Annotated in this window: 20 protein-coding genes; 3 read left to right on the forward strand and 17 right to left on the reverse strand. The window is 34.9% G+C overall.

Going from position 1 to position 23,468, the window contains the following annotated elements; all coding sequences use genetic code 11:
- Positions 1-88: 88 nt before the first annotated feature.
- From ACFQZJ_RS05200 to ACFQZJ_RS05250, 11 genes are all read right to left on the reverse strand, one after another.
- Positions 89-1,642, reverse strand: a complete 1,554-nt coding sequence (locus ACFQZJ_RS05200; protein WP_379932791.1) for a serine hydrolase — start codon at positions 1,640-1,642, stop codon at positions 89-91.
- An 836-nt stretch (positions 1,643-2,478) separates the two neighbouring features.
- On the reverse strand, positions 2,479-3,912 hold the full coding sequence (locus ACFQZJ_RS05205; RefSeq protein ID WP_379932793.1) for a hypothetical protein: 1,434 nt from the start codon (positions 3,910-3,912) through the stop codon (positions 2,479-2,481).
- A gap of 88 nt (positions 3,913-4,000) precedes the next feature.
- Positions 4,001-5,422 carry a serine hydrolase gene (locus tag ACFQZJ_RS05210; protein ID WP_379932795.1) on the reverse strand — a complete coding sequence of 474 codons (1,422 nt, stop codon included), beginning with the start codon at positions 5,420-5,422 and terminating at the stop codon, positions 4,001-4,003.
- On the reverse strand, positions 5,422-5,757 hold the full coding sequence (locus tag ACFQZJ_RS05215) for a hypothetical protein (protein ID WP_379932797.1): 336 nt from the start codon (positions 5,755-5,757) through the stop codon (positions 5,422-5,424). The genes ACFQZJ_RS05210 and ACFQZJ_RS05215 overlap by 1 nt, the downstream gene beginning before the upstream one ends.
- Position 5,758: 1 nt before the next feature.
- Complete coding sequence (locus ACFQZJ_RS05220; protein WP_379932798.1) at positions 5,759-6,313, reverse strand: RNA polymerase sigma factor; 555 nt, start codon at positions 6,311-6,313, stop codon at positions 5,759-5,761.
- A gap of 6 nt (positions 6,314-6,319) precedes the next feature.
- On the reverse strand, positions 6,320-6,658 hold the full coding sequence (locus ACFQZJ_RS05225; protein WP_379932799.1) for a DUF6249 domain-containing protein: 339 nt from the start codon (positions 6,656-6,658) through the stop codon (positions 6,320-6,322).
- Positions 6,659-7,013: 355 nt separating this feature from the next.
- Complete coding sequence (locus ACFQZJ_RS05230; RefSeq protein WP_379932800.1) at positions 7,014-8,414, reverse strand: alpha/beta hydrolase; 1,401 nt, start codon at positions 8,412-8,414, stop codon at positions 7,014-7,016.
- Between the two features lie 229 nt (positions 8,415-8,643).
- Positions 8,644-9,570, reverse strand: coding sequence for an alpha/beta hydrolase (locus tag ACFQZJ_RS05235; protein ID WP_379932803.1), 927 nt, complete (start codon positions 9,568-9,570; stop codon positions 8,644-8,646).
- A gap of 179 nt (positions 9,571-9,749) precedes the next feature.
- Positions 9,750-10,088 carry a LytR/AlgR family response regulator transcription factor gene (locus ACFQZJ_RS05240; protein ID WP_379932804.1) on the reverse strand — a complete coding sequence of 113 codons (339 nt, stop codon included), beginning with the start codon at positions 10,086-10,088 and terminating at the stop codon, positions 9,750-9,752.
- Positions 10,089-10,323: 235 nt separating this feature from the next.
- A complete protein-coding gene (locus tag ACFQZJ_RS05245) occupies positions 10,324-10,482 on the reverse strand; it encodes a hypothetical protein (RefSeq protein WP_379932805.1) in 159 nt (52 codons plus the stop codon).
- 221 nt (positions 10,483-10,703) lie between these two features.
- Entirely contained in the window at positions 10,704-12,473 is a 1,770-nt protein-coding gene (locus ACFQZJ_RS05250; protein ID WP_379932806.1) for a helix-turn-helix domain-containing protein, read from the reverse strand.
- A gap of 1,961 nt (positions 12,474-14,434) precedes the next feature.
- Here ACFQZJ_RS05250 and ACFQZJ_RS05255 point away from each other — a divergent pair.
- From ACFQZJ_RS05255 to ACFQZJ_RS05265, 3 genes are read left to right on the forward strand one after another with little or no spacing between them, the layout of a single operon-like run.
- Positions 14,435-17,680: a SusC/RagA family TonB-linked outer membrane protein gene (locus ACFQZJ_RS05255; RefSeq protein WP_379932808.1), complete on the forward strand. Its 3,246-nt coding sequence runs from the start codon at positions 14,435-14,437 to the stop codon at positions 17,678-17,680.
- A 23-nt stretch (positions 17,681-17,703) separates the two neighbouring features.
- Positions 17,704-19,410, forward strand: coding sequence for a SusD/RagB family nutrient-binding outer membrane lipoprotein (locus ACFQZJ_RS05260; RefSeq protein WP_379932810.1), 1,707 nt, complete (start codon positions 17,704-17,706; stop codon positions 19,408-19,410).
- Positions 19,411-19,428: 18 nt separating this feature from the next.
- Positions 19,429-20,343: a hypothetical protein gene (locus tag ACFQZJ_RS05265; RefSeq protein ID WP_379932812.1), complete on the forward strand. Its 915-nt coding sequence runs from the start codon at positions 19,429-19,431 to the stop codon at positions 20,341-20,343.
- Positions 20,344-20,997: 654 nt separating this feature from the next.
- On the opposite strand, the gene ACFQZJ_RS05270 is transcribed toward ACFQZJ_RS05265, so the two are convergent.
- From ACFQZJ_RS05270 to ACFQZJ_RS05295, 6 genes are all read right to left on the reverse strand, one after another.
- On the reverse strand, positions 20,998-21,249 hold the full coding sequence (locus ACFQZJ_RS05270; protein WP_379932813.1) for a hypothetical protein: 252 nt from the start codon (positions 21,247-21,249) through the stop codon (positions 20,998-21,000).
- Positions 21,250-21,298: 49 nt separating this feature from the next.
- Complete coding sequence (locus tag ACFQZJ_RS05275) at positions 21,299-21,595, reverse strand: GNAT family N-acetyltransferase (protein WP_379933131.1); 297 nt, start codon at positions 21,593-21,595, stop codon at positions 21,299-21,301.
- Positions 21,596-21,840: 245 nt separating this feature from the next.
- Positions 21,841-22,128 carry a DUF1272 domain-containing protein gene (locus tag ACFQZJ_RS05280; protein ID WP_379932814.1) on the reverse strand — a complete coding sequence of 96 codons (288 nt, stop codon included), beginning with the start codon at positions 22,126-22,128 and terminating at the stop codon, positions 21,841-21,843.
- An 11-nt stretch (positions 22,129-22,139) separates the two neighbouring features.
- Complete coding sequence (locus ACFQZJ_RS05285) at positions 22,140-22,271, reverse strand: hypothetical protein (RefSeq protein WP_379932815.1); 132 nt, start codon at positions 22,269-22,271, stop codon at positions 22,140-22,142.
- A gap of 12 nt (positions 22,272-22,283) precedes the next feature.
- Positions 22,284-22,874, reverse strand: a complete 591-nt coding sequence (locus ACFQZJ_RS05290; RefSeq protein ID WP_379933133.1) for a carbon-nitrogen hydrolase family protein — start codon at positions 22,872-22,874, stop codon at positions 22,284-22,286.
- Positions 22,875-23,219 (reverse strand): n-acetylglutamate synthase, encoded by a 345-nt coding sequence (locus tag ACFQZJ_RS05295; RefSeq protein WP_379932816.1) that lies wholly within the window; start codon positions 23,217-23,219, stop codon positions 22,875-22,877. It lies immediately after the preceding gene.
- Positions 23,220-23,468 lie beyond the last annotated feature (249 nt).

Raw genomic sequence — 23,468 nt, forward strand, 5'->3', positions numbered from 1 at the left:
GCAGTAATTAAAACTAAAAATATTATTAAATTTAAAAAAGTCCCATAACACAACTGTGTTTTTGGGACTTTTCAATTTAAATAAACGTTTATCTTTTTCTATCGGTATCTGGAGTATTTTTCAAAACTCTCTTCAAATCTAAATCTTGAAAGTCAAAACTAAAATCAATGAAACGAGAAATCCCTTTCATTTTAATATTTTGGCCTTCGCCGTTTTCGTCTACCGAAAACATGGCAAAGGCATCGGCTTTCATGTCTTGATACTCCCATTGTATGGCAAACGTATGTTCCTCGTAGAAATACATTTTACCATTTAATCTTGGAGACTTATAGGATTTGAACCATAAATCCCCATTTTCATCAAAAACTTCGACCTTCCCAAACCAGTCATCTTCATAAATTCCAATATACTTTTCCTTATTGATTTTAAAATCTTTGTTCGCATTAACTTGGCCCCAGACTTTTTCGGTGTCAGGGTCCTCCATTTGCGGCCCGCCCTGTTGCATACCTTTGGCCATTTGCAGCCAATTGATTCCCGTTTCAAGTTTTAAATATTCATCCAATAGAATAAAACCTATCAAACCGTTTAAGAAACCAGCACCTTCCGAATTATTCAAAACAACGATTCCCAACTCAAGTTCGGGAATTAATGTTACCTCGGAAGACATGCCCGCTATCAACCCGGAGTGTTCCACTTTGTAAAAACCGTTAAAATCTGACAGAAACCAACCTAAGCCATATCCAGAAAAGTGGGATTTAAAAGGCGACTTTGGGTCTGATTGTTTATTCATAGCAGTATGTACACGCCACATTTCTCGTTGCTGTTGTTCCGAAAATAAAGTTTTGTCCAAATCCTCACCATATTTTCCTTTGTTCAATTGAACTAACATCCATTTGCACATATCGTTGGCACTAGCCCAAATTCCGCCTGCGGCTCCATTCATTTTAGGTTTTGTATTGGCATTTATATCTTGTTTCGGATTTTGTATTGCATTCAACGATTTACCATCAAATGAATGTGCCACGGCAATTTCATCATTTTTAAAGGCCTCATCATAACTTGAATATGAATGCTCCATACCCAAGGGCTTCAATATTTCTTCATTTATAAATGCTTCCCAGGATTTTCCAGCAACTCTCGCCGTAAGTTCTCCTGCTACCAAATACAATAAATTGTCATAATCGAACTTTGTCCTAAAAGGAGTCGTTGGTTTAAAGTATTGAAATGAGGATAGCACATCATCTATTGTAAAATTAGAACCATCCGGAAAAATCATAAGGTCGCCGGCTCCTAGGCCCAGACCACTGCGATGGGTCAAAAGATCTTGAATGTTAAAGTTGTCAGTAACATAATCGTTATACATTTTAAATTCAGGAATATAATCTATCACCTTATCCTCCCAATTAACTTTTCCTTGTTCTACTAAAATGGCTAAAGCAGCTGTGGTAAAAGCTTTAGAATTAGAGGCAATGCCAAATGGGGTATTTGTAGTTACCGCTTCTTTTGAATCAATTGAATTTATACCATAACCTTTCGCATGTACAATCTGGCCATCTTTGACTACACCAATAGCAAAACCTACGGTATTATCCATCGTTGTAATCGCCTTTTTAACTATACTGTCAATTTGCTCTGCATTCATTTGGGCATATGTCGATACCGAAGGCATAAATGCCACTGTGCAAATCAAAATTAAAGCCCGATAATTTTTAATTACTTTTTTAAATGTGGTCATCCGATTCGTAGATAAAATTCTTTTAGTAGTAGCTTGCTTATAAACAACCAATACAATCAGTATTAGAGTCATAATTCCAAATTCATAGATGTAATCAGTCATAGTTGTATATTTTAATAAATGTGTCCTTATGATTGTTTTCAATCTAAGAAGGTTACAATTTGGATTAATATTCTTTTGAGAACGACCCTATTTATGAAAACTATTGGAACTAGTTAAGAAGAGTGATATAGACGACCAAGGTTAATCTTCACCGATTGAAACTACGAATTGCTTATGTTTTATTTAAAGACGCTAAAATCTATAAAACGGTTAATGTTCTTTAGACTTTTTTTTTAAGAAAAGATAATTTCCCCGTCCTGCTTTAATCAGTTAATTAACAAATAGGAGTCTACTGCGGTGCAGTTTGTTGAATAGCAATTAAAAAGTGTTTTATACCCTCAAGGTACCAGAGCATAATCCTAAAAGAGTTCCTGACTATTTATATTATTTATGAAAAAAAGGTTTAACTGTATATTAAAATTAAAGTCAATCCCCTGTTACTTTTAACTTATTGAGGTGATGAGAGAGTGTCCAATAAAACTTAAAGATATTTTTCATTACCTGTTCCCAGCTTATTCAAAGCATTTATATTTATCTTGGCAGTAATCACCGTCAATAAAAAAAACCATAGTGAGGCCCATATCCCTATGAGCTACGACCAACTTAAGTACCTATGCAAGGCTTACTTTTGTTCTGTGGTGTTATTTTATTTCATAATTAATTTCATATACAAAATATACAGTATTGGACAATACTTTGTAAGCCTCATTCAATTTATCTAATCCTTCAATGTTTATTACCACTAAAGTACTCTTAGACTTCTCATCTTTAAATATGTTAATGGTATTAATTGGCGTTTGAATTTTAAGTGAAGGAAAATGTTCCTGTAATTTATTTACAGTATTTATGTTGTCCGAATGAATGACAAATAGCTTAGTTGTCTCTTTTTGATCAATAGTTTCTTTAAATTCTGATGAAAACATAGGAGTTGAAACCCACATTGACCGAATATTGAAATAATTATGAATATCATTAGCTATTTTACTTATTTGGGCTTCTTCTTCTGTGTTGGCAAATAATTGTAAGCTATTCATCAAAATAGCTATTTCTTTTGTAGCCTTAGGGAAAGTTTGTCCAAATAGTTCAATTGATTTATTTACGAAATGTTGGTCTAAGCTTTTTTCTTCATTTAAGTACTGCTCAACAACAGGAAATATAGAATGTGCAAAACCATTAATATGTTGATTATTATACCAATCCCTAGAATCTAAACTTTTATGAATTTCCTTGTAAGCCCATCCATTACCTAAAACAGTGGCTAAAGATTCATTAAAGAATGAGTAGGCAAGCGGGGCGTGAGGTGAATCTGAATTTGCGAACCATTGGTCAATTTCAAGTTGAAACTCTTGGCTTTGTTCTTTGTATAGAATATGACACATTTCGTGAATTATTATACCTAGTAGATATTCATATTCGTTCTCATTATGTGAAAGAAATCCACAGATAAGTGCATTCCCTTTTGGTATTGCGGTTGTAGCACCATTTCTTAATGGAATGGGATAAAGCATTATTTTAAAAGGAATATTGATATTCCAAGAAGTATTATAAAAACGACTTATACTTTGGTATAACTCACTTATTTTACTTTTATACTTACCTAATTTGTTTTCAATACTATCAATGTTTTCTTGCTCATTATTCCATATTAAATTGTCATAATACCTTTCAATATTTTTTAATATTTCTATTAATTGAGTATGTGTTTGGTGTGGCAGAAGTCCGATTATCCGTTGGCTAAAACCTTCAATACTAGTCGAGTTTGAAGCCGCAATCCATAACAAATCTTTTACCGTGGTGGAAGCCGGTCTTTTTTTAGGAAACTCTTCTCTTGTTATGGAATGATTTAGATTGAGCTTAGAGTATGAATTTATTAATATATTGAAATTTTTGTCTTGTTTGTAAAAGTCAAGTATAAGTTCTCGAAATGAACGAGATGTTCCTAATTGAGCAGAACTCGTTTCCAAAAAACTAAATAAACCTAACGTTTTGTTTGTTTCTATTTGTATAAAATTATTTTGTCCAAAACTGTAAGAAGTAAGCATTAAAGATATGATTACAGAAAGCATTGTTTTCATAGACTACTATATATTTCCCTAAAGACTGATTAAATTCTCAAATGTTGCATTTTTAAGGACACCCAAATCTTATATATGAGTATTCCGCTTATTCCAGCGTCTCTAATTTTTCAATCGCCCACTCATTTTTTACATCTAGTTTTAAACTCTTGTGATAATTTTCGATGGCAAACTCTTTATTTCCTGCTTCCAAATAGGTATCGGCTAGTATACTAAAGATATACCATGAGTCTGGTATTTCTGTAGCGAGTATCTCAAGCAAATCAATAGCTTTATCAAACTCCTTTGCCTCGCGATATTTATTTGCAGTATCCATTAAATATTTATCGGAAATATTCCCCTCCATAGTTTTTAATTTGGTAATTGCCGCATCGAAACCCTCGGTCTCATAGGTTTCAATGAGTTTTTTGGTACCTAAATATTTGTTGGTTTCCTTAGTGGAGCCCGCAAGTTCTTCACGTATCATACTTCTAACATCTACCCATCCATCCAGTGCTCCTCTATTGGATAACGTAACTACCACATAATCAAGATTCTTATAAATATCAATTTCAGCAGAAACTCCATGTGCGCCACCATTATGACCATACACCTCAGTATCATTGAATTTATTGAGACTAAAACCATAGCCGTAGCCATTCTGATTCTTGTTGGAATTCATCAAAGACAGACTTTCTTCCGAAACTAGGGTATTGTTTTTTAAGGCAAGGGCAAACTTTAATAAATCTTCCGCAGTAGAGTAAGCACCCCCTGCTGAACTACCTCTGGCTCCTTTCATATAGGTACTTGTTGTCCAAATGTCATGCTCATCCTTCATAATGTACCCCTCGGCAATATTCGCAATTGACTTATCGGTTTCGTAATTGTCCGTATTCTCCATTCCTGCAGCTTTAAAAATGTATTTTTTGACATAGTCATAGTAATTATCTCCCGATAAACGCTCTATTATCATTCCAAGAACGATATACCCAGCATTACTGTATCTAAATTGGCTACCCGGAGAAAATAGTAGGTTATCATCTCCAAATAAGCTATAGTAATCAGCAATTGTTCTAACGCTGTGCTTGGCACGATGTTCGAATTTATCATTAAAAAAATCGGTTAATCCAGAGGTATGCACTAAAAGCTGTTCAACGGTAACACTGTCTCTAACAACAGTATTTGGATAATCGGGTAGCGTTTCACCAACTTTACTGTTAAGTTTTAGTTTTTCCTGCTCTATCAGTTGCATTATTGCAACGGCGGTAAACATTTTGCCCATTGATGCTATTCCAAACTTTGTATCTATTTTATTTGGTACTTGATGTGCGAGATTCGCATAACCATAGGCCTTTTCAAAAAGTACGTCTTCGTTTTTAGCTATTAAAACTGTACCGCTATAACCATCCTCTTTTGATATTTTTTCGAGGTTATTGTCAATTTTGACAATTTTTTCGTCAAATGGATTTTCTGGACTTACCTGGCAACTGGAAAGGAATATTAAGATTATATATATTGATATATTTTTCATTAGGTGATGTTTTTGTGGTTTTTAAAAATGTTTGTTCCGCCCATTTCAAGTTGTATGAAAAGGACAATGAGAACTATTATTATCGAGGTATATGTTATAATGGAATGCTCGACTGTACGAACATACCCCGACATGCTGAACAGGATTCCAAGGGCTATTATTAAAATAACGGATACTGTCAAAGCCTTCATGCCTTTTGCTTTGTAGTTGGCTATTTTTTGCTTTGAGTGTTCCTGTTCCATTATTGCCTTCAAAACAGCATTTTCTAGGTCAATAGGCCCATTAACAGCATCTATTTCCCTCAAGATTTCCATTAAACGATCTTCCTTGTCCATTTTAATTGAGTTCTTTAAGTTTTTGATTCTTCAGTACTTTGTAAAAACTTTTTCTGCCGCGGTATAGTAGCACTTTTACATTAGCTTTGGTAAGCGAAGTGATAGCTTCAATCTCCGCAATATTCTGCTCATCGATATAATATAGTTGTAAAACCAAAGCTTCTTTTGCTGAGATTATTTCAAAGATCCCTTTTATGAGTTTCTTTAAATCTTGTTTTTCTAATTGACTAATGGCGTTATTAAGTGCGGTTTTTTCATCTTTTGTAATAGAATATTCTCCCGTAACCTCATGTTTCCGCTTTTCCCGTTTTATGAATTGTAGGGCCGTATTGACCACAATACGGTAAAACCAAGTGGAAAATTTTGAGTCGTTTCGAAAGTTGGTCAGTGAAGAATAGGCGGTAATAAAACTATCCTGAACAACATCCTTTGCATCATCTTCACGTTTGACTATAGAAATAGCCAAGCCAAAAGCTTTGTTTTGATATGTTCTTATGAAATACCCAAAAGCATTGGTGTTTCCCTTTAAAACCTCATTTATGTAATGGGTATCCATAAAGGGTTATTTGTTTTTCTGTAATCGTTTTGCCCAGAAAAATGATACAATAAGACTTCCTCCACCAAACAAGAGCATTAATGCGGGATAAAAAACCAATTCGTCAGTTTTTGATATTTTTTCGATTAAGTAGGCCAAAAGCAAACCAAAAGAAATACCTATCATTAACATCCCTAGTTTTAATTCCAAGTATCGACTATTTGACGGCTGGCTGGTATCAATGCCTTTTTCAATTTTAGCCATTCGCTCTAAATGTGATGCTTTAATAAAAGTGTAAATTGTGTATCCCGCGGATACAAATAATGCCACTAATACAATTCCAGGTCCAAAAATAAAATCATTCATTCTTTAATGTTTTAGAAAAGTTACGCCTATATGATTATTGTCAATCCGTGAAGGTTACAGTTTTTTTATTTTATTTCAAAAAGTCATTCTCGTTAGTTGTTATTTATGTGCTATAGCACAAATTTGTAAGTATGCTCATAGATTTTGAGAAGAAAATATACTACCCCAGATAGATAGTATAGAGATGATTTGGAAAGGTTTAATTGGAATTGTCGAAAAGAAAGAGGTTTTAGCGAATGTAACTGTTAATCACTTTTTTTATTTTTTAGAAAAGTCTACATTGGTGTTGGAAAAAATATCAGGTTAATTGATTTTAGATTCAGCGTAATTTCATTATTGTTTTGAGTTAAAAAGCCTAAAAATCACTTAAACGCTCCAAATCAAGTTCATTGAAGTACCTATTTTCTTGATAGTTTTTCATGCAATATTTCAAATTAGAATACCCCTTGGTTTTTTTGAAATTATGTTCAATGGATATTTTGGCTACGAAATAACTGAATTCCAATTGTCTGTCCTTAAACCTTTTTTTTCCTTCTTCAAAAAAGCGCATACCTTTCTCAAAATATCCCATGTCATCAATAAAAAGTTCATAATAGTGGTTAAGATTGGCCTTTAATATTCTATTTTCAAACTCATCACTGCTATTGAGCATTTGATTAGCATACTGCTCGGCTTTTTCATAATCCGCAATTTGCTTATTGAAGATAAACATCATATGGGTCTGTTGTTCAAATCCATTGGCTTTTGAGTCGTATTCCAGGATTTGGTTCATAACCCGCTTATTCTTGGTTTTAATACTTAAATCACGTAAGGTATAGAAGTCATCCTCTTTCATTACAGTTTCAATACCATAAGCTTCCTTGTTTTTTCTTTGATATTGTTTTAGGTAAAGTGCTATATCAAAGTCTTTTTTAACTGATGCTTCGGTGAAGTCGTCTACATTTCTATATTTATAAAAAAGATGCTTGATTCCGTTTGCTAATGCCAATACGGGCATTTCGTTGTGATTTCCATTATAGGCGCGTATTTCCAAATTTTTGTTGGTGACCGCTCCTTTTAGACTTTTTGCCAATTCATTAAAACCAATATCTTTGGTGCCATACCCTAAAAATATTGTTGCGCTCTCATTTTTTTCTAGATAGCTTTGTATTTGCTCCTTGAACCTTTTTGTTCCTCCAGTTAGTGAAATCGAAATTATCCCTTCGAACGGATTTCTGTTTTGAAACGGTAAGCACATAACAAAATGAGCAGTATTGGAATGTCCAATGATAGCATTATACCCCGAGGTGTTGTAAGTTGAATCTACGTAAGGAACAACTTCTTCAAATAAAAAGTTCTTCAATTTTTCAGGGCCTTCCAAAAATTCAGATTCGTGTATATTTTCTATTAGGCTAAAATTGGGCTGTGTTTCGTATCCTCTGTCATTATGAAATATTCCTACCACAATAGATTGGGGTATGGCATCGGAACCGTAGTCGAAACCGTCATCATCTACGGTTAACTTACTTAGTTGACCAACATAGTTTGATGTGATATAAAATAAGCTATTTCCATCGAGTGTATAGATTACTGGATAGTTTTTTGAGCTATCATATTGTTTGGGTAAGGATACTTTTATCGTTCTCTTTTGTTGGAAGAATTTAGAATGTAACTGAATAACTGTATATCCAGTTGCTACCTCCTCAGTAAAGGTTTTTGCCTGCGTGTAAGAATTTGAAACCATTAGTAAAAAGAAGATAAATGTTGTTGTTCTCATTGTTATCATAATTAAAAATATATACCCAGTAAGATAACTTAGTATGCTTTCTTTTCAGGTTTTTATAATGTTGTCATATAATTTGTTGGTGTAATTTTGAAATAAATTGAGCCTTCAATTGGGTGGATAGTATTGCTTTGATTTAATTATTTCTAACTGTTTTATGTCAAAATAGGACGGCATATATCTTTATGGCATTTAATATCTATTTAACTATTTTAAATTAACCCTACTCGTTTCCGTATAGAACTGAAAGCGTACGATTCATACTAGCTGCATCCACGGATAAATGCGTTTCCTTTTCAAATATTTGCCAATCTAAATCTATATTCTCATCGTTTAAATCTTCAAGATTCATACTTAATGTAATCATGGCAGGAACCATTTTTGAGCCTTCTAATTCACCGACTGAAATAAAGATTCTGGTCGGTGGTAACCCCCATCTAGTTTTATTTTCAATTTCAGCGATAAAACGGGTCAGTAATTCATTATTGTTCCACATAAGCGAAGGACTATTTATTCCAAATCGGGTAAAAAATCCATCAGAGTATAATAGACAGTAAGATGCAAACAAACCTCCCAAAGAATGTCCGCTGATTCCTCTATCTTCTGTAGTTTTATAATGTTTGTCCACAAAAGGAATAATTTCGGTTTTTAAAACTTTAAGGTATTTGGCTGATCCCCCTGATTGTATGGTTCCTTTTGGTATCCCAAACTGTTTCTCCATCTTATCTTGATAGCGAATGTCAACGGATGGTGTGTAGTCAAAACTCCTATGGATAAACCAAGATGCCATGTCCAAGCCTGATCCAATACCAACGATTATGACATCTTCCAGCTCATTTTCGAAGCCAAAACTTTTATGCGACGAACTAAATTTGTGATAGGAGAGTTGACCATCTAAAACGTATAGAACAGGATATGAAATGGTGTCTGTAGCTGAATAGCTTGTGGGAAATGACATGTATAGTTGATAATCCCTTCCCATTATTTTAGAAGTGACTATGTGGTCTGGCTCTATCGTCCGTTTTTTTGGCACTAACTTTTGAGCAAGTATGTGACCGCTGAAATGAAATAGAATTAAGGCTATTAATAAATGACGTTTTGATTGTGTAATGCTCACTTTAGTAGTTTTATCGTTTAATCTTTTTGTCATTCTTTTGGTATCTGGGTATAATTATATTTAAAGATGCTATCTAGTTACACTTGATGGTTGATTGAATGTTGCAATACCATTTGGACCTGGACATATTTTATTTGAAGTTTAAGCTAATCAATCACTTTTTGTTCATTTTGGACTTACCTTATCTGGGTTTGGGAGATACCTAAAACTGATTATACTTTTTCAGAGAAATAGTGGTCAAAGGCTTGTTTATATTTTTCAGATACCTGTTGTTCTATCTCACCAGAAAGTACAACACCGCAGGAAGATTTGGATTCTTCAATTCTAATAACATGGCGAACATTAATTATTACTGATTTGCTAATACGTATAAACAGATCAGGCAAAAGCTCTTCCAATTTTTTCATGGTAATCCTTATCAATACTTTTTTATTGAAACAACATACGTTCACATAGTACCTGTCCGCTTTAATAAATTTAACTTCATTGATTTCAAATAGGTGTTTTTTGTTTCCCTCAGGTACAATGATTTTGTTAGGAAAATTTATCATATTATTTTTTTTTGATATTGAGATTTCTATTATTTCTTACACTTTCCAACAAAAATGGTGTTCATCACAAAACTAGCAAGGGTATGGACAAAAGCTTATACACTTAAGTTAAGAAATGAATAGCGTGAGATTCATAAAACATTAAAACCATTATTCATTTTTTAAAATTTATTCGCCTAGGTTAATTGTTGAATACATATTAAATGGTGTGTTTTACGCAATTACCTCAAAAATTTTAAAAAGTATGTTTGCTAGAAAAATGGTCTTCTGAGTACATTTCTAAAATATCGGAAATAAATATTTTCTCTCCGCGGTTACCTTTTTCTATTTCCTCCAATGGGTTCAGCTGTTGGCTGAACAACCATTCATCTCCATCTAACTTTGTTATTTTCATTGTGGCTACCGTTTGTTCTTATAAATAACCAATAAATATCCCTGTTTTAAAAAAGGTAGGTGCTTAATTTTATAAAATTAAGCACCTTAAGATACCTTAAAAAGGGTATTAAATGGTAGCTTAAATAATAGAAATTCAATAGATTACGTGCTAATGGTTGTAGTAAAGAAGAGGATTTTAATTAGTGTAGGGGAAGAGTAACAAGCAAACTGACAAAATAATCAGCTCTGGTATTGTTTTGATTTTTTCGCAAGTTCTTTAATTAAAGCAGAAGGCAGTACCCCTGTTCTTTTTTTAAACGCAGCATTAAAAGATTCTTTGCTTTTAAAACCAACCTCATTGGCAAGGGAATGTATGGTATATCTTCTGTAAAGATTATCATTTTTCAACCTATCAATGACATAGTCTATTCTTAAGTCATTAATATAGGTTGTGAATTTTTTTTGATAGTGGATATTGATAATCTTGGATAAATATGTAGTGTTGGTTTTAAGTTTTTTGGCCAGGCTTGAAGCTGTTAGATCCATTCTTAAATAGTATTTTTTATCCTCCAACTCGTTTATTTTTTCAATAATCCTTTTCATTTCATCATCGTTAATATTCAGAGGAGCTACTTTGGGTTTTAGTTGTGTTTCATTTTTGGATATCTGATTCAAGAGTAATCTTAATTTCTCTTTGCTTTTTGCTTGCTGTTTTCTGAAACGTACTATAAGCAAGCAAATTATTAAAGTAGACGCCATGAAGCTGGCCAGTAAAACATACCATTGTTTTGCTTTTTGTTTTTTAAGCGTTTCTACCTCTATGTTGTATTGGTCTATTTCAGTTTTTTTGAAATTTGAGTTTACCGAATTGTTGACATCCATTTGGCCTCTTATAGAGGATAAATGCTTCTCAAAATAATAGTCTGCTTTTGTTAAATTATTAGTTCTTAAAAAGGACTTGTAAAGTTTCTTATAAAGGTCGTTATGAAAAAAACCTAAACGTTCATTTGACTTGATTCGAACGGTATCAAGGGCTTCGAAAAAAACAATAGCTTCTTGAAAATTTCCTTCTTGGTAACTTATCAATCCGGAATAATAATCTTTCGTAAAATCAATGTCGGATTTTTGATAGAAATCAGGTACTATTTTATACGCTTCATCAAAGTGTTCTTTAGCTAATTGGACATCATTTTCAAGTAAATTGATTTCAAGCTCTTGTATTTTCTGTCTAAATCGGTATACATCGTGATAATTTCCCTCCGTGGTATCTAAAACAGATTTGGCGATATTATTGTATAATCTGGCAGAATCTATTTCCTTTAACTCTATATAAATTTTAGAAATTTCCAAGTTAGTAGTTTCTATGCTACTACCCCATATTTTAAACTTGTGGTAATCCTGTGATTTGGTAATCTGTTTTAAAATGGAGAGGTTATTTTTATAGAATAATAGTGCTTTATCATACTCTCTTGTTAGTTGATAATATTCGGCAATATCTCTATTAAACTTACATTCCCATATTTTACTATTAATTTCTTTGGAAACTTGTAACGCGTTATAGATATTATCGAATATTCTTGGGTCATCAAGTCCATATATAAGTCTTAAGTAAAGGTTTTTCAAATGATACCCTTTCAGTAGTTCTATTTTTAAGTTGTTATTTTTTGCAACGGAGAAAAGGCTATCTGTATATTCAATATACCTGATAGTATCTTTATGTTTATGATAAAAAGATGCCAATGCATGGTAGCTGTCAAAAAGATCTTCTGGATTGTTATCTTGTAAAGATTTTGATATATAATCCGAAATCAAAATCTTTGTTTTAGCGCTATCTGTTGGAAAATATTTTCGAATTGAATCAGGGTAAGATAATTGTTCGTTTTTTTCCTGTTGTGATTGAACTAGGTTCTGCACTAGAAATAATACACAAAGGAAAACGATGTTTTTTAAGATTCTAAAATATTTCAAATGAGAATTTCTTATAAATTTATATCTTTTAAGGTAGCTCATATTGAGTTTTAATAGGGTGACTTTAATATATTTTTAATAAAACTACCATAACATTTGATATGATTTTATGTTGGAAAATTGGCTGAATAGTTATATTTGGTTTTTCTTAAATTATCCATGCTATCCAAGAGGAACTTAATAGTCAAGTAATACTTTTCATACACTTTTAGTGTAAAAGAAGTATAATTTTCTTTCATTGATAAAAATTGAAATGTAATATCACAAATGTGAAACGTAATGACATATCGGTGCAACAAAAATTAATGGAGAATCATTTGCAACAAAACTGTGATTTACGAAATATCGTAAAAGTTAGAACTATTTTTATGTCGGCGTAGTCGTAAAGGGGAAGCCTACATCAGAATGATATTTTCCTATTCAACTATTGTAAACTGTTCCTAAAATCAAGGACTTACCTTTTTTAATAAATACTCAGCTATAAACCTATTCTGTACTTAGTTTTAGTACATTCAACATTATCATCTTCATCAAAACCTGTATCAATACGAGAGGATACTATATTATTGCCAAATGTAATGAAGCCACCTATTTTAAAGTTATAGTTTGATTCTTGACTGAAGATTAAAAAGCTTACTAATGTCATTAAATGAATAAATAAAAATAATTTGGTAATTAATACTATAAATTGGTTTAGGCTTTTTTATCCTAATACAAGGGCTCGTATGAAATTAGGTCTTATTAGCTGTAGCATTGTACTAAACAGAATAGTTATGATTTTTTTTTACCGCGAATCAGAATTTTTGGGTAGTAAATTACTGGTGGCAATTCACAACTTAAGATTTATTCATATGGAGTAAAATCGATTCAGTACTATGTAAGGTTGATTAATACGTTTACTTGGGCTTATTTAGTGTCGTTACTTGATGGCTTTATTAGTTATGGGGTAAGCAAGTTTTAATTTATTCTAGGGAATTATTTTCAGTTCATATTTTCATTCATCATGTTGTTTAGATTACAAAAATTCGATTTTGTAGCAAATTTAATTCCTTTGGCAGCAAATTTTTATGGTGACAACATTTAATCACTTTCTTTATTGTGGAATTGAGAAGCGGAGTTAAGAGTTCAGGACAAAGAATTGAGTAGTTTTTATTTTTAGTTAGCATCACTTGCTCGCATTTTCTTAATTGACAAATTAAAAATAATCCCAGTTATTTTAAAGCATGTGTTTGCGTAGTTCTAATATAATTTATAGTTAAAGGTAATTAAACTCGTATTAGCAATTAGTATATAGTGTCATATGTTGATTTAAATTAAGCTACACTTAGGGAATACTGCAAGTGAATATTGCTTAAGTAAAAGGCTAACCCAAATATTGGAGATTATTTCATGAATTAGATTGTCTTCCTTGAAATATGAAGAAATTGTTAGTTTACAGATTGGTATAATCATAATAGTATAATTCTTACAATAGCTAATCAACTTACTTTTATTGCGTGGGTATTTAGAAAATCATATCTATTTTTATCTTATCCATTTCTCAAAACATTTGAAATCACTTTTTCGATAAATGAAACTTTGGAATAGTCAGAGAGCTTGCTTTCATTAGCAATTAAAATGAATACTAGTATACTTTGTTGAAATAAACGCAAAATGTATACAGATTATATTACTGTTAAATAACAAGATAAAGGGTAGGAGAAAATGTATAAACAATAAAAGGGTCTTTGTATTCCGTTTTGATATTAATAATCTACCCCCAAAAGTTTAGTACTATTCCCACAACGGTACAATTGGTTGAATGTTGTTACCCTATTTTTTCTTCTTTTTTCTTCTTTGAAATTCATAGAATCTTATAGCAAAATTCTCGCATTTCGTTTCAAACAAAATTCACGTCTACTATTTTTTAGTTCCTTGCGGCGTCTCTTAACTTTTTATTAACCTTTTTGGCAGGTCGATTCAAAGGTTGAGTAATAACTAACTCTTTAAATTTTATTTACAAAATGAGAACAAAACTAAATGGAATGCTAACGCTATTTTTAGCGTTAATTGTGCACATTACCTTAGCACAAGAGAAAACGGTATCCGGAACGGTTACCGACCAAGATGGGTTGCCGTTGCCCGGGGTAAACATAGTTGTTGAAGGAACAACCAATGGTACCCAAACTGATTTTGATGGTAATTATGCCATTAGCGCGTCAGCGGGGCAAACACTTCTATTTACCTACATAGGTCAGAAAGCTGTAAGGCAAGCTGTCGGAGCGGGCAACACGGTAAACGTTCAAATGGAAGAAGATGCACAAGCATTGGAAGAGGTGGTTGTTACTGCACAAGGTATCAAGCGAGAGAAAAAAGCGCTTGGTTATGCAACAACATCCGTTGGAGCAGATCAATTAGAAGGCAGAACGGAAGGTGATGTTGCCAGGGTGTTATCAGGTAAGGCCGCAGGTGTACAAGTAGTAGCATCGGGGGGCTCATCCGGTTCGGCTACTAATATTACTGTAAGAGGGCTTAGTTCTTTTAGCGGTACTAACCAGGCGCTATTTATTGTAGATGGGATTCCATTCTCTAATGATACTAACGCTCCTGGGGATTTTATAGAAGGTAATCCTAGTTCTTCAAGATTTTTGGATTTAGATCCGAACAACATCGAAAACGTCGAAGTTCTTAAGGGACTTGCTGCTGCCACTCTGTATGGTAGCCAGGGTCGTAACGGTGTTATCTTGATTACTACCAAGGCTGGTGCCGCCAATGTAGGAGGTCCCAAGAAGACGGAAATCTCTGTTAGTCAGTCCTATAATGCAATTGAAATGGCCTCTATTCCTGATTACCAAGATTCTTTTGGTAACGGTTTTGACCAAAATTTTGGATGGTTCTTTAGTAACTGGGGACCGAGTTTTGAAGAAGGCGGTATTGCTGGCTATGGAAGACAACCACTAATAGATGCTAACGGAACTTTGGAACATCCTTATTCAACAACTGCGGTAGCATCTACTCGAAATGCATTTCCTGAACTTCAGGGTGCTCGTTATGAATGGAAGCCTTACAATTCTTTGGAGGAATTCTTTAGACCAGGATATTCAACAAACACTTCGGTAAATATTTCTGGCGGTTCTGCGGATGGTAATACAAGTTTCAACGCCAACCTAGGTTATTTGGATGAAGAAGGTTTTATCCCAGGCAATGGACTTAACAGAACAACCATATCTATAGGTGGCGTTTCTAAACTGACCAACAAGTTCACAGTTAGAGGAACCATGAACTTCGCAAGAACGGATTTCAAAAGCCCGCCCGTTGCGTCCAGTAGAGGTAACGGTACTGATGGTCTTTCCGTATTTGGAAATGTATTCTTTACGCCGCGTAGTGTTGATTTGATGGGTCTACCTTTCGAAAATCCTATTGATGGCTCCAGTGTGTACTACCGTAATGGTAACGACATCATCAACCCTAGATGGACAGCCAAAAACGTTACGTACAGACAATTAACAAATAGATTCAACTGGAATCTTTCCTTAGACTATGCCATAAATGATAACTTGAACGTTACTTGGAGGTCCGGGCTAGACTTCTATAACGAACGTAACATCAACGGATCTAACAAAGGAGGGGTAGAATTCCCAGATGCTATATTCGGTTTCTATGATACCTTTGATAACAATAATACAATTTGGGATCACTTCTTGTCATTAAACGGTAATTATGATCTTTCCGAAAAAATGGGCATGACCTTTACGGTAGGTGCAAACTCCAGACAAGATAATTTTGATCGTTCCGGTGTTGCCAGCACGGGACAACTTGTTTTCGGTGTAAAAAGACACTTTAATTTTGAAAACCAGTTACCGATTCAATTTTCTAGAAATAGAAATATAGCCGGTCTTTTAGGCCAGGCCACCTTAGATTATGATAATATGCTGTTCTTAACAGTTTCGGCAAGATCTGACTGGGTTTCCAATTTTGCCCGTGAAAACCGTAATCAGACCTATCCAGGCGCCAGTTTATCATTCTTACCAACAGCTGCATGGAATGGGTTAAAATCCGAAAATGGACTAAACTTCTTGAAAGTAAGAGCTAGTTATGGTACATCTGCAAACTTTGACACTGAGTTTGCGTACCCGACGGTAAACGTGGTACAACAGAATCCACAAATTTTCGTAGATCCGTTTGATGGTGGCGCTTTAACTACTAACCAGGTAGATAACTTTAGAGCAAATCCAAACCTTCGTCCAGAGTTATTGGAAGAATATGAAGTAGGTATCGAATCCAAATTATGGAAAAACAGAGTATCACTTGATTTAACCTACTACGATCGTAGAACGAACGATCTTATCGTGACCGAGCCGTTGGCACCATCCACAGGTTTTAGTTTCACTCAAAGTAATATTGGAGAGATAAGTAACAAAGGTTGGGAGGTCGTACTAGGTGTAGATGTTATCAGAAGCGAGAACTTCTCTTGGAATTCCAGCATAAACTTTTTTACCAATGAGGAAATCGTTGTGGAACAAGAGCAGGATTTTATTGCCTATGCAGGTTCCCTAGCAGAAGGTGGTGCGCTTTTTCGAGGATCTAATGCGGCGATCGAAGGGGAGTCGTTACGTACTATCGTAGGTACCGCAATAGCAAGGGATGATGATGGCAATTTTTTGATCAATGATGCTGGTAGGTTTGTTGTTGCAGATCAAGATAATGACGGTAACGTGCCTATTATTGGAGACGCGGTAGCGGATTACACCATGAACTTTATTAACAACATCAAGTACAAGAATTGGAATCTTAACTTTCAGATAAACCACACCAAAGGTGGCGATATTCTTTCTTATACTACCGCGCAACTATTAGGAAGAGGTTTGATTACTGAAACGGAGGATAGATTGAATACCTATATTTTACCTGGCATTCGTCAAAGTACGGGACAGCCCAACGACCTTCAGATAAACAACTCAACCTACTTCTTTAACAATGTGTTGTTCGGCCCCACGGAAACCCGTATTTACGATGCTTCGGTTGTTCGGTTGCAGGAGGTATCCTTAAGCTATAGTTTCCCGGCCAAATATTTGGACCGTACGCCATTCGGCAGCCTTACTGTAACGGCTCAAGGGTTTAACCTTTGGTACGATGCATATAATACCCCGGACGGTGCCAATTTTGACCCCAATGTAGCCGGTGTAGGTATTGGTAACGGATTTGGTTTCGACCAGACTAACGGACCTTCTGCAAGAAGATACGGTGTCACACTAAAAGCAAGTTTCTAACAAAATTGTTAATGAGTAATACAATGAAAAAAATAATTAAAAATATAACAATAGCGCTCCTTGTTGGTGGATTTATTACCTCTTGTGAGACAACAGATTTAGATCAGCGTGTAAGTCCAAACGACTTGTCTACCGATCAAGCCGACCCTAATTTATTGCTGAACGCCATTCAATTAGCGTATGGTACAAACCAAGATACGTTTAGTGATGAGGCCGCAGAATATACTAGGATAGATTACTTTAATGGGCGTGTTTATTTTAACGCAATACCAAGTTCAACGCTTGATGGTGCTTGGGGAAGAATCTACAGTTCTGATGTCAATGGAGTAGGCGATTTAGTGGATATAGGTATCCTTACCAATTTACAGGCTTTGGAGGCTATTGATGCAACTACTGACGTTGACTACTCTTTCCATATTGGGGTTGCCAAAACCTTATATGCGCACTCCTTATTTCAAATGGTCGATTTTATTGGCTTAGCCGCTTTTAGCGAAGCAGGTCAGCCAACAGAGTTTCCAGCTCCTAGACTGGATAGTGGAGAAGCAGTTTACGCAGCAGCTTTCCAACTGTTGGATGAAGCGGAAGTCTTGTTGGAGGCTGCACCGGAATCACAAGGTGCTGTGGATATCTTTTACAATGAGGATACGACCAAATGGGTAAAGCTGATTAATACTATTCGTTTGCGATCGTACAAGAACACAGGTAATGTTTCGGCTTTTAATGCTGTTATAGCAGCAGATAATTTTATCACGGATTCGGAAGATGATTTCCAGTTGCGTTATGGTACTAGTGAACTGCAGCCGGATTCAAGACATCCGGATTACGCAGATGATTATACACCATCCGGTGCTAATATTTACCAATCCAACTGGTTAATGGAGACCATGCTTGAAAATGATGACCCAAGGATTCGATACTATTTCTATCGTCAAGCGAACGGTACTCCAGGTGCTTTGGACATAGATGGTGTGCCTGTTCCACCAAATCAGGAAGATTTATCTTGTTCTATAGAAGTTCCACCTCAACATTATTTGGATGGAGGGTTCACCTATTGTAGCGTAAATAATGGATATTGGGGAAGATCTCATGGCAACGATGAAGGTGGCCCACCGGATAGCTTTAAGAGAACAGCTGTAGGGGTGTACCCTGCGGGTGGGCTGTTTGATAGCAGTGCGTTCGATGCAGATTCTGGGCTTACAGATGGAGTAGGGCTTGGAAAAGGCGGAGGTGGAGCCGGTATAGAGCCTATCATCCTATCTTCATATGTAGATTTTTGGCGAGGGGAAATGGGATCCGATGAGGATAAGGCAACGTTCCTGCGGTCCGGGTTGGAAAAATCGATTGAAAAAGTACAGAGTTTTGGTGTTTTGGACGGCTCTGCAGATTTATCATTAGCTCCTACGGAGGCTGAAGTAACAACTTACATTGATGGTATCGTGGCAGAATTCAATGCGGCAACAGGTGACGACAAACAAAACATCTTTGCGGAGCAATACTTTGTTACACTTTACGGTGGTGCAACGGAAAGTTACAATTACTACAGGAAAACAGGATATCCCACTACACTAACACCAAATTGGGAGCTTAACCCTGGGCCGTTCCCTAGAACCTTATTGCTTCCACAGAACGAGGTGATTACCAATCCCAATTTGACACAAAGAACAGACCTTAACACTCAGGTATTCTGGGATACAAATCCTGCAAGTCCTGCATTTCCACCTGCTAACTAATAATAAAAGACAATAAAAATGAAAAAAAATGTTGATAATCATTTGAAAACTGTTCTGGCAAGTTTGGCTATATTATTTGCCTCCTGCTCAGAAGGAGACGAAATCATAGATAGCATCTTTGAGGATGTGCAAAGTGGAGCAGCACTTAGGACGGTAGAAATATTAGAAGATGAGATTTTATTTAATGTAGCAACGAGTGAGTTAGTAGGAGGTAATTTTACGGTCCTGCTTGAAGCGCAAGACGAAGAAGATGGTGCACTCTTATCTGAAGTTGAGGTCTACTTCGGATTTAGGGACAATACAGACGAAGCGGGAGCGGACAATGACCGTGAAGAGTTGTTGGTAGAGACCATTCCTGCTTCTGCTTTTACTCCTGGACCGTTTAATTTGCCGAGATATGAGTATACTACTACTGCGGATGCCATACAATCTGCGTTGAGCTTACCCGGTGATGAAATATTTGGAGGGGATCAATTTACCGTGAGGTTTGAAATGGTATTGACCGACGGAAGAAGGTTTTCCTTTGATCAGAATACAGGTACATTAACAGGAGCCTTCTTTAATGCGCGTTTTTTGCATACGGCAAACATCGTTTGTGCCCCATCTGTTCCTACAGCTGGTACATGGACGGTAAGCACTACTGATACATTTGGGGACAGCTGGAACGGAGCTAGCTTAGACGTGAGTATTGACGGTGGACCAGTAAATTCTATTGCTAATGTAGACGATGGTACACGGCCTTTTGCTGCATCCACACAAGAATTCACGTTTGAAGTTCCTACTGGAGCCCAAACAATTTCTATAGTGTTTGTTTCTGGTGATTTTGATTCTGAGGTACAATTTAGTATCACATCTGCTAATGGCAATGTGGTAGCAGAAGGAGATGAGCCTGATGCAGGTGAGGTATTGGATTTTTGTCCTGATAATTTGTAAACATTATTCATTTCAATTTTTAAAAACGACTCTTTTTTTAAAGAGTCGTTTTATTTTTTTAACTATTAATGAAGCAAATAGCATTTTATAAAATCAATATTTAGTTGTTTGGGTATATGCTATATTTACCCTAGTCGGTTACTTTTCATATTCAATTTTTTTTTCTAAAATTATGGTGCTTAGCCTAATAAATTAACAAGACATGAAAAAGGATTTGATCATTACAATGGTAGGGCTCATAATCGCCTTCGTGCCAGCAAAAAAAATAGCGATAGAACAATAGATAACAATCGTTACATTTTGGAAGTAGTAAATCTACTTAGCATTTTTCCCAAAATCCAAATTAATAGCTACTCCAAGATTATAGCATAAGGATTCCTTGTAATTACTCACTAGGTTAATTCATGTATCCATATACATGACACTTTACCATCCATTACCCGCTTATTCGTTTCTATTTCCTTCTGCATTGAATTGTCTGTAAAGTCAAGATACCATTAATACAATTATGAGTGTCAAAATGCCAATTATAGTGGTAATTATTCCAATAGTTTTTGATTTCATCCATCCAGAAAGACCGATAAGTGCTGATAGAGCTGTTATACCAATCATAAATGCCGCTGCGCTAATCCTTCTTGGTAGTACAAAGTCCTTTTATTCAATTTCATAAGGATAACCTTCCGTCGTCATCTGTAAGAGTTTTGTCAAACCAAATACGGAAATAAGAAAACAACAAGCGGCTAAAGTTGCTATGATTAATAAAGCATTCGAAATACTGTTTTTATTTTTTGAAACTACTATGTTGGCAATATATGCTATAGAAAAACCAGTTAATAAAGCACTTATTAAAATGAAATGATTGGCCAGTTCATTTAGATATTTGGAGGTAATTTGAATTTTATCCATAAATTTTTCTGTTCTTAGTTTTATTAATTAAACCTAATCAAAGACTTCGTTATATAATTGCCTTTTGAAAATAACAAACCTCTCCCCAATGGTTGTGTTCCGGCAAACCATTTGCATCTTCAATCCTTTTGGTTCCTAAAAATTCAAATCCAAGTTTTTCATAATGTCCAATTAAACCAGTATCTAGACCAACAGTATCCATTCGGATATATTTTAGACCTTTGTTGTTTCCATATTCGTTCGCCCAATGAATTAATTTTTTAACCAGGTTTTGCCCTCTAAAATCTGGATTTGTAGCAATTCGATGAATATAAATCGATGGATCTTTGTTTTTGTCTCCCCAAATTAATTCGTCATTTAATGTTGTCGCTCATATGCATGGAATTTTATCTTCAATCAATAACTTCCATTGTCTATTTCCCTCTATTTTATTTAGTATTAAATCTTTCGGAAATTCTGGCCAGTGAACTTGATTTTTTGATTTCATATAGTGGGTTGCGGAGTTGTACAGGTTAAATATGTTATTTATATCTGTCAGTTTACTGTTTTCTATGCTCATATGGCTTGATTTATTGTCAATATTTAGTTTTTCTATCTATCGGAAGGCTTTATTTTTTTGAACTTATTGAGCGTAAGTTGAAATTTCTTCATGTTAACCGGTTTTAGTATTTTCTTGTTAGATGGTGGGTATTTGTATAAAAGTTCCTTTGGTCTTGTTGGTCTTTTTTCAAAACCACCGCCACAATTTGGACAGACATTTTTTAAAATAGTGTCAACGCAATCCTTACAAAAAGTACAATCAAAAGTACAGATCATAGCCTCCTTACTATTATTCAGTAGTGGATGGTCACAATTCTCGCAGTTTAATCTAATCTCCATAACACTGTTTGTTAATTATCGATTTGTAAAATGGTTGCCTCTTCATTTTCGGTTTCGTAATTCAGCAAACCTTGATTTTTTTCCCCAAGTTGGGCTACTAACTTTCCATCTTTATTCCATGCAGCACTTTTTCCATTACTCATAAAATTATCGTATTAACCTACACAGTTTGACATGAGTATAGGTATCTTAAACTCTTTGGCTATTGATGGTAAATGTACATAGGCCTTTTTGTTTCCCCTTTCAGGCTTGGCTACACTAGCAATGTAGATAATGACCTTGTTTTCTACGGCTTTTATAAAGTGTTCCCATTGTAGTGCCTCATAACAAATTCCAAAAGCGATTTTCTTTTCTTTTATAGTTAAGAAAACCTGATTGTTACTACTAACAAAATAGGGTAATTCATCATCATGCAGTAGCTGTTTGGAGTAGATCAATCGCGCTTTATGGGGTGGAAATAATAGCATACTTATCTTGATGCCCTCCTTAGATTGGGTTGGCATTCCTATGCCGATTGTGAGTTTGTTTGTATTAGCTATTGCTTGAAAGGAATTGAATCTTTCATCGTCTATAGTACAAGCCAGTTTTTTGGCCAATTCCGGTTCGTAGCCTATAATGGATAGCTCAGGAAACACTATCAAATCGGGCTTTGAGGGTAGTGCACTTTTAATTAAGTTCAGATGGTTCTTAATATTCAGGGAAATAGCTCCTTTTTTAGCGGATGTTTGTACAATGCCTATTCTTATTTAATTTGGCATTAATTCTTCTAAAATAGATATTCCTCCTGAATTGCCCCCAGAGGTCCATTGCCAAGTTTCATGAAGTTGTATTGCACCATTATCCATAATTAGAGGTTTTGAAAAGCATATTCCCGTCATTAGTTCTCCTTTGGTATTTACTTGATGATACCGCATTTCTATGGCTCCATCTTTGCTGACTAAACCAACGAGATGTCCTTTTCTTATTTGCCCACCTCGGTACTCCGAAGTTAGGATATCACCGCTTTGCCGATACTCGAAAATGGTTTCTTCTGATGTTTCACCGTTTTCTGTATTTTGAATAGCCCTGATACTTTTTTTATCGTAGTTCATACATTGTAGGATTGAAACTCTGTGAATATGCAATTTTTTAGACTATCCCATTCTTCTCGAATGATGCTAAAGTAAATATCATTTCTACTCTGGCCGTTTGCAACTATATAATTGTTTCTAAAAGTACCTTCCCTTGTTGCGCCAAGCTTTTCAATCGCTCGTTGTGATCTTATATTTTCTTGGTCAGCACTAAATTGGATACGCCGAAACCCTATAGTTTCAAAACCGAATTTCAATAACTCGTATTTA

Origin of the sequence: Maribacter chungangensis, assembly GCF_042676845.1 — a bacterium.
Lineage (GTDB): Bacteria > Bacteroidota > Bacteroidia > Flavobacteriales > Flavobacteriaceae > Maribacter > Maribacter chungangensis.

Bases quoted from the DNA above. Each gene is read 5' to 3' on its own strand.
- ACFQZJ_RS05200 (WP_379932791.1), bottom strand. From the start codon at position 1,642: ATGAATGCAGAGCAAATTGACAGTATAGTTAAAAAGGCGATTACAACG.
- ACFQZJ_RS05205 (WP_379932793.1), bottom strand. From the start codon at position 3,912: ATGAAAACAATGCTTTCTGTAATCATATCTTTAATGCTTACTTCTTAC.
- ACFQZJ_RS05210 (WP_379932795.1), bottom strand. From the start codon at position 5,422: ATGAAAAATATATCAATATATATAATCTTAATATTCCTTTCCAGTTGC.
- ACFQZJ_RS05215 (WP_379932797.1), bottom strand. From the start codon at position 5,757: ATGGACAAGGAAGATCGTTTAATGGAAATCTTGAGGGAAATAGATGCT.
- ACFQZJ_RS05220 (WP_379932798.1), bottom strand. From the start codon at position 6,313: ATGGATACCCATTACATAAATGAGGTTTTAAAGGGAAACACCAATGCT.
- ACFQZJ_RS05225 (WP_379932799.1), bottom strand. From the start codon at position 6,658: ATGAATGATTTTATTTTTGGACCTGGAATTGTATTAGTGGCATTATTT.
- ACFQZJ_RS05230 (WP_379932800.1), bottom strand. From the start codon at position 8,414: ATGAGAACAACAACATTTATCTTCTTTTTACTAATGGTTTCAAATTCT.
- ACFQZJ_RS05235 (WP_379932803.1), bottom strand. From the start codon at position 9,570: ATGACAAAAAGATTAAACGATAAAACTACTAAAGTGAGCATTACACAA.
- ACFQZJ_RS05240 (WP_379932804.1), bottom strand. From the start codon at position 10,088: ATGATAAATTTTCCTAACAAAATCATTGTACCTGAGGGAAACAAAAAA.
- ACFQZJ_RS05245 (WP_379932805.1), bottom strand. From the start codon at position 10,482: ATGAAAATAACAAAGTTAGATGGAGATGAATGGTTGTTCAGCCAACAG.
- ACFQZJ_RS05250 (WP_379932806.1), bottom strand. From the start codon at position 12,473: ATGAGCTACCTTAAAAGATATAAATTTATAAGAAATTCTCATTTGAAA.
- ACFQZJ_RS05255 (WP_379932808.1), top strand. From the start codon at position 14,435: ATGAGAACAAAACTAAATGGAATGCTAACGCTATTTTTAGCGTTAATT.
- ACFQZJ_RS05260 (WP_379932810.1), top strand. From the start codon at position 17,704: ATGAAAAAAATAATTAAAAATATAACAATAGCGCTCCTTGTTGGTGGA.
- ACFQZJ_RS05265 (WP_379932812.1), top strand. From the start codon at position 19,429: ATGAAAAAAAATGTTGATAATCATTTGAAAACTGTTCTGGCAAGTTTG.
- ACFQZJ_RS05270 (WP_379932813.1), bottom strand. From the start codon at position 21,249: ATGGATAAAATTCAAATTACCTCCAAATATCTAAATGAACTGGCCAAT.
- ACFQZJ_RS05280 (WP_379932814.1), bottom strand. From the start codon at position 22,128: ATGGAGATTAGATTAAACTGCGAGAATTGTGACCATCCACTACTGAAT.
- ACFQZJ_RS05285 (WP_379932815.1), bottom strand. From the start codon at position 22,271: ATGAGTAATGGAAAAAGTGCTGCATGGAATAAAGATGGAAAGTTAGTA.
- ACFQZJ_RS05295 (WP_379932816.1), bottom strand. From the start codon at position 23,219: ATGAACTACGATAAAAAAAGTATCAGGGCTATTCAAAATACAGAAAAC.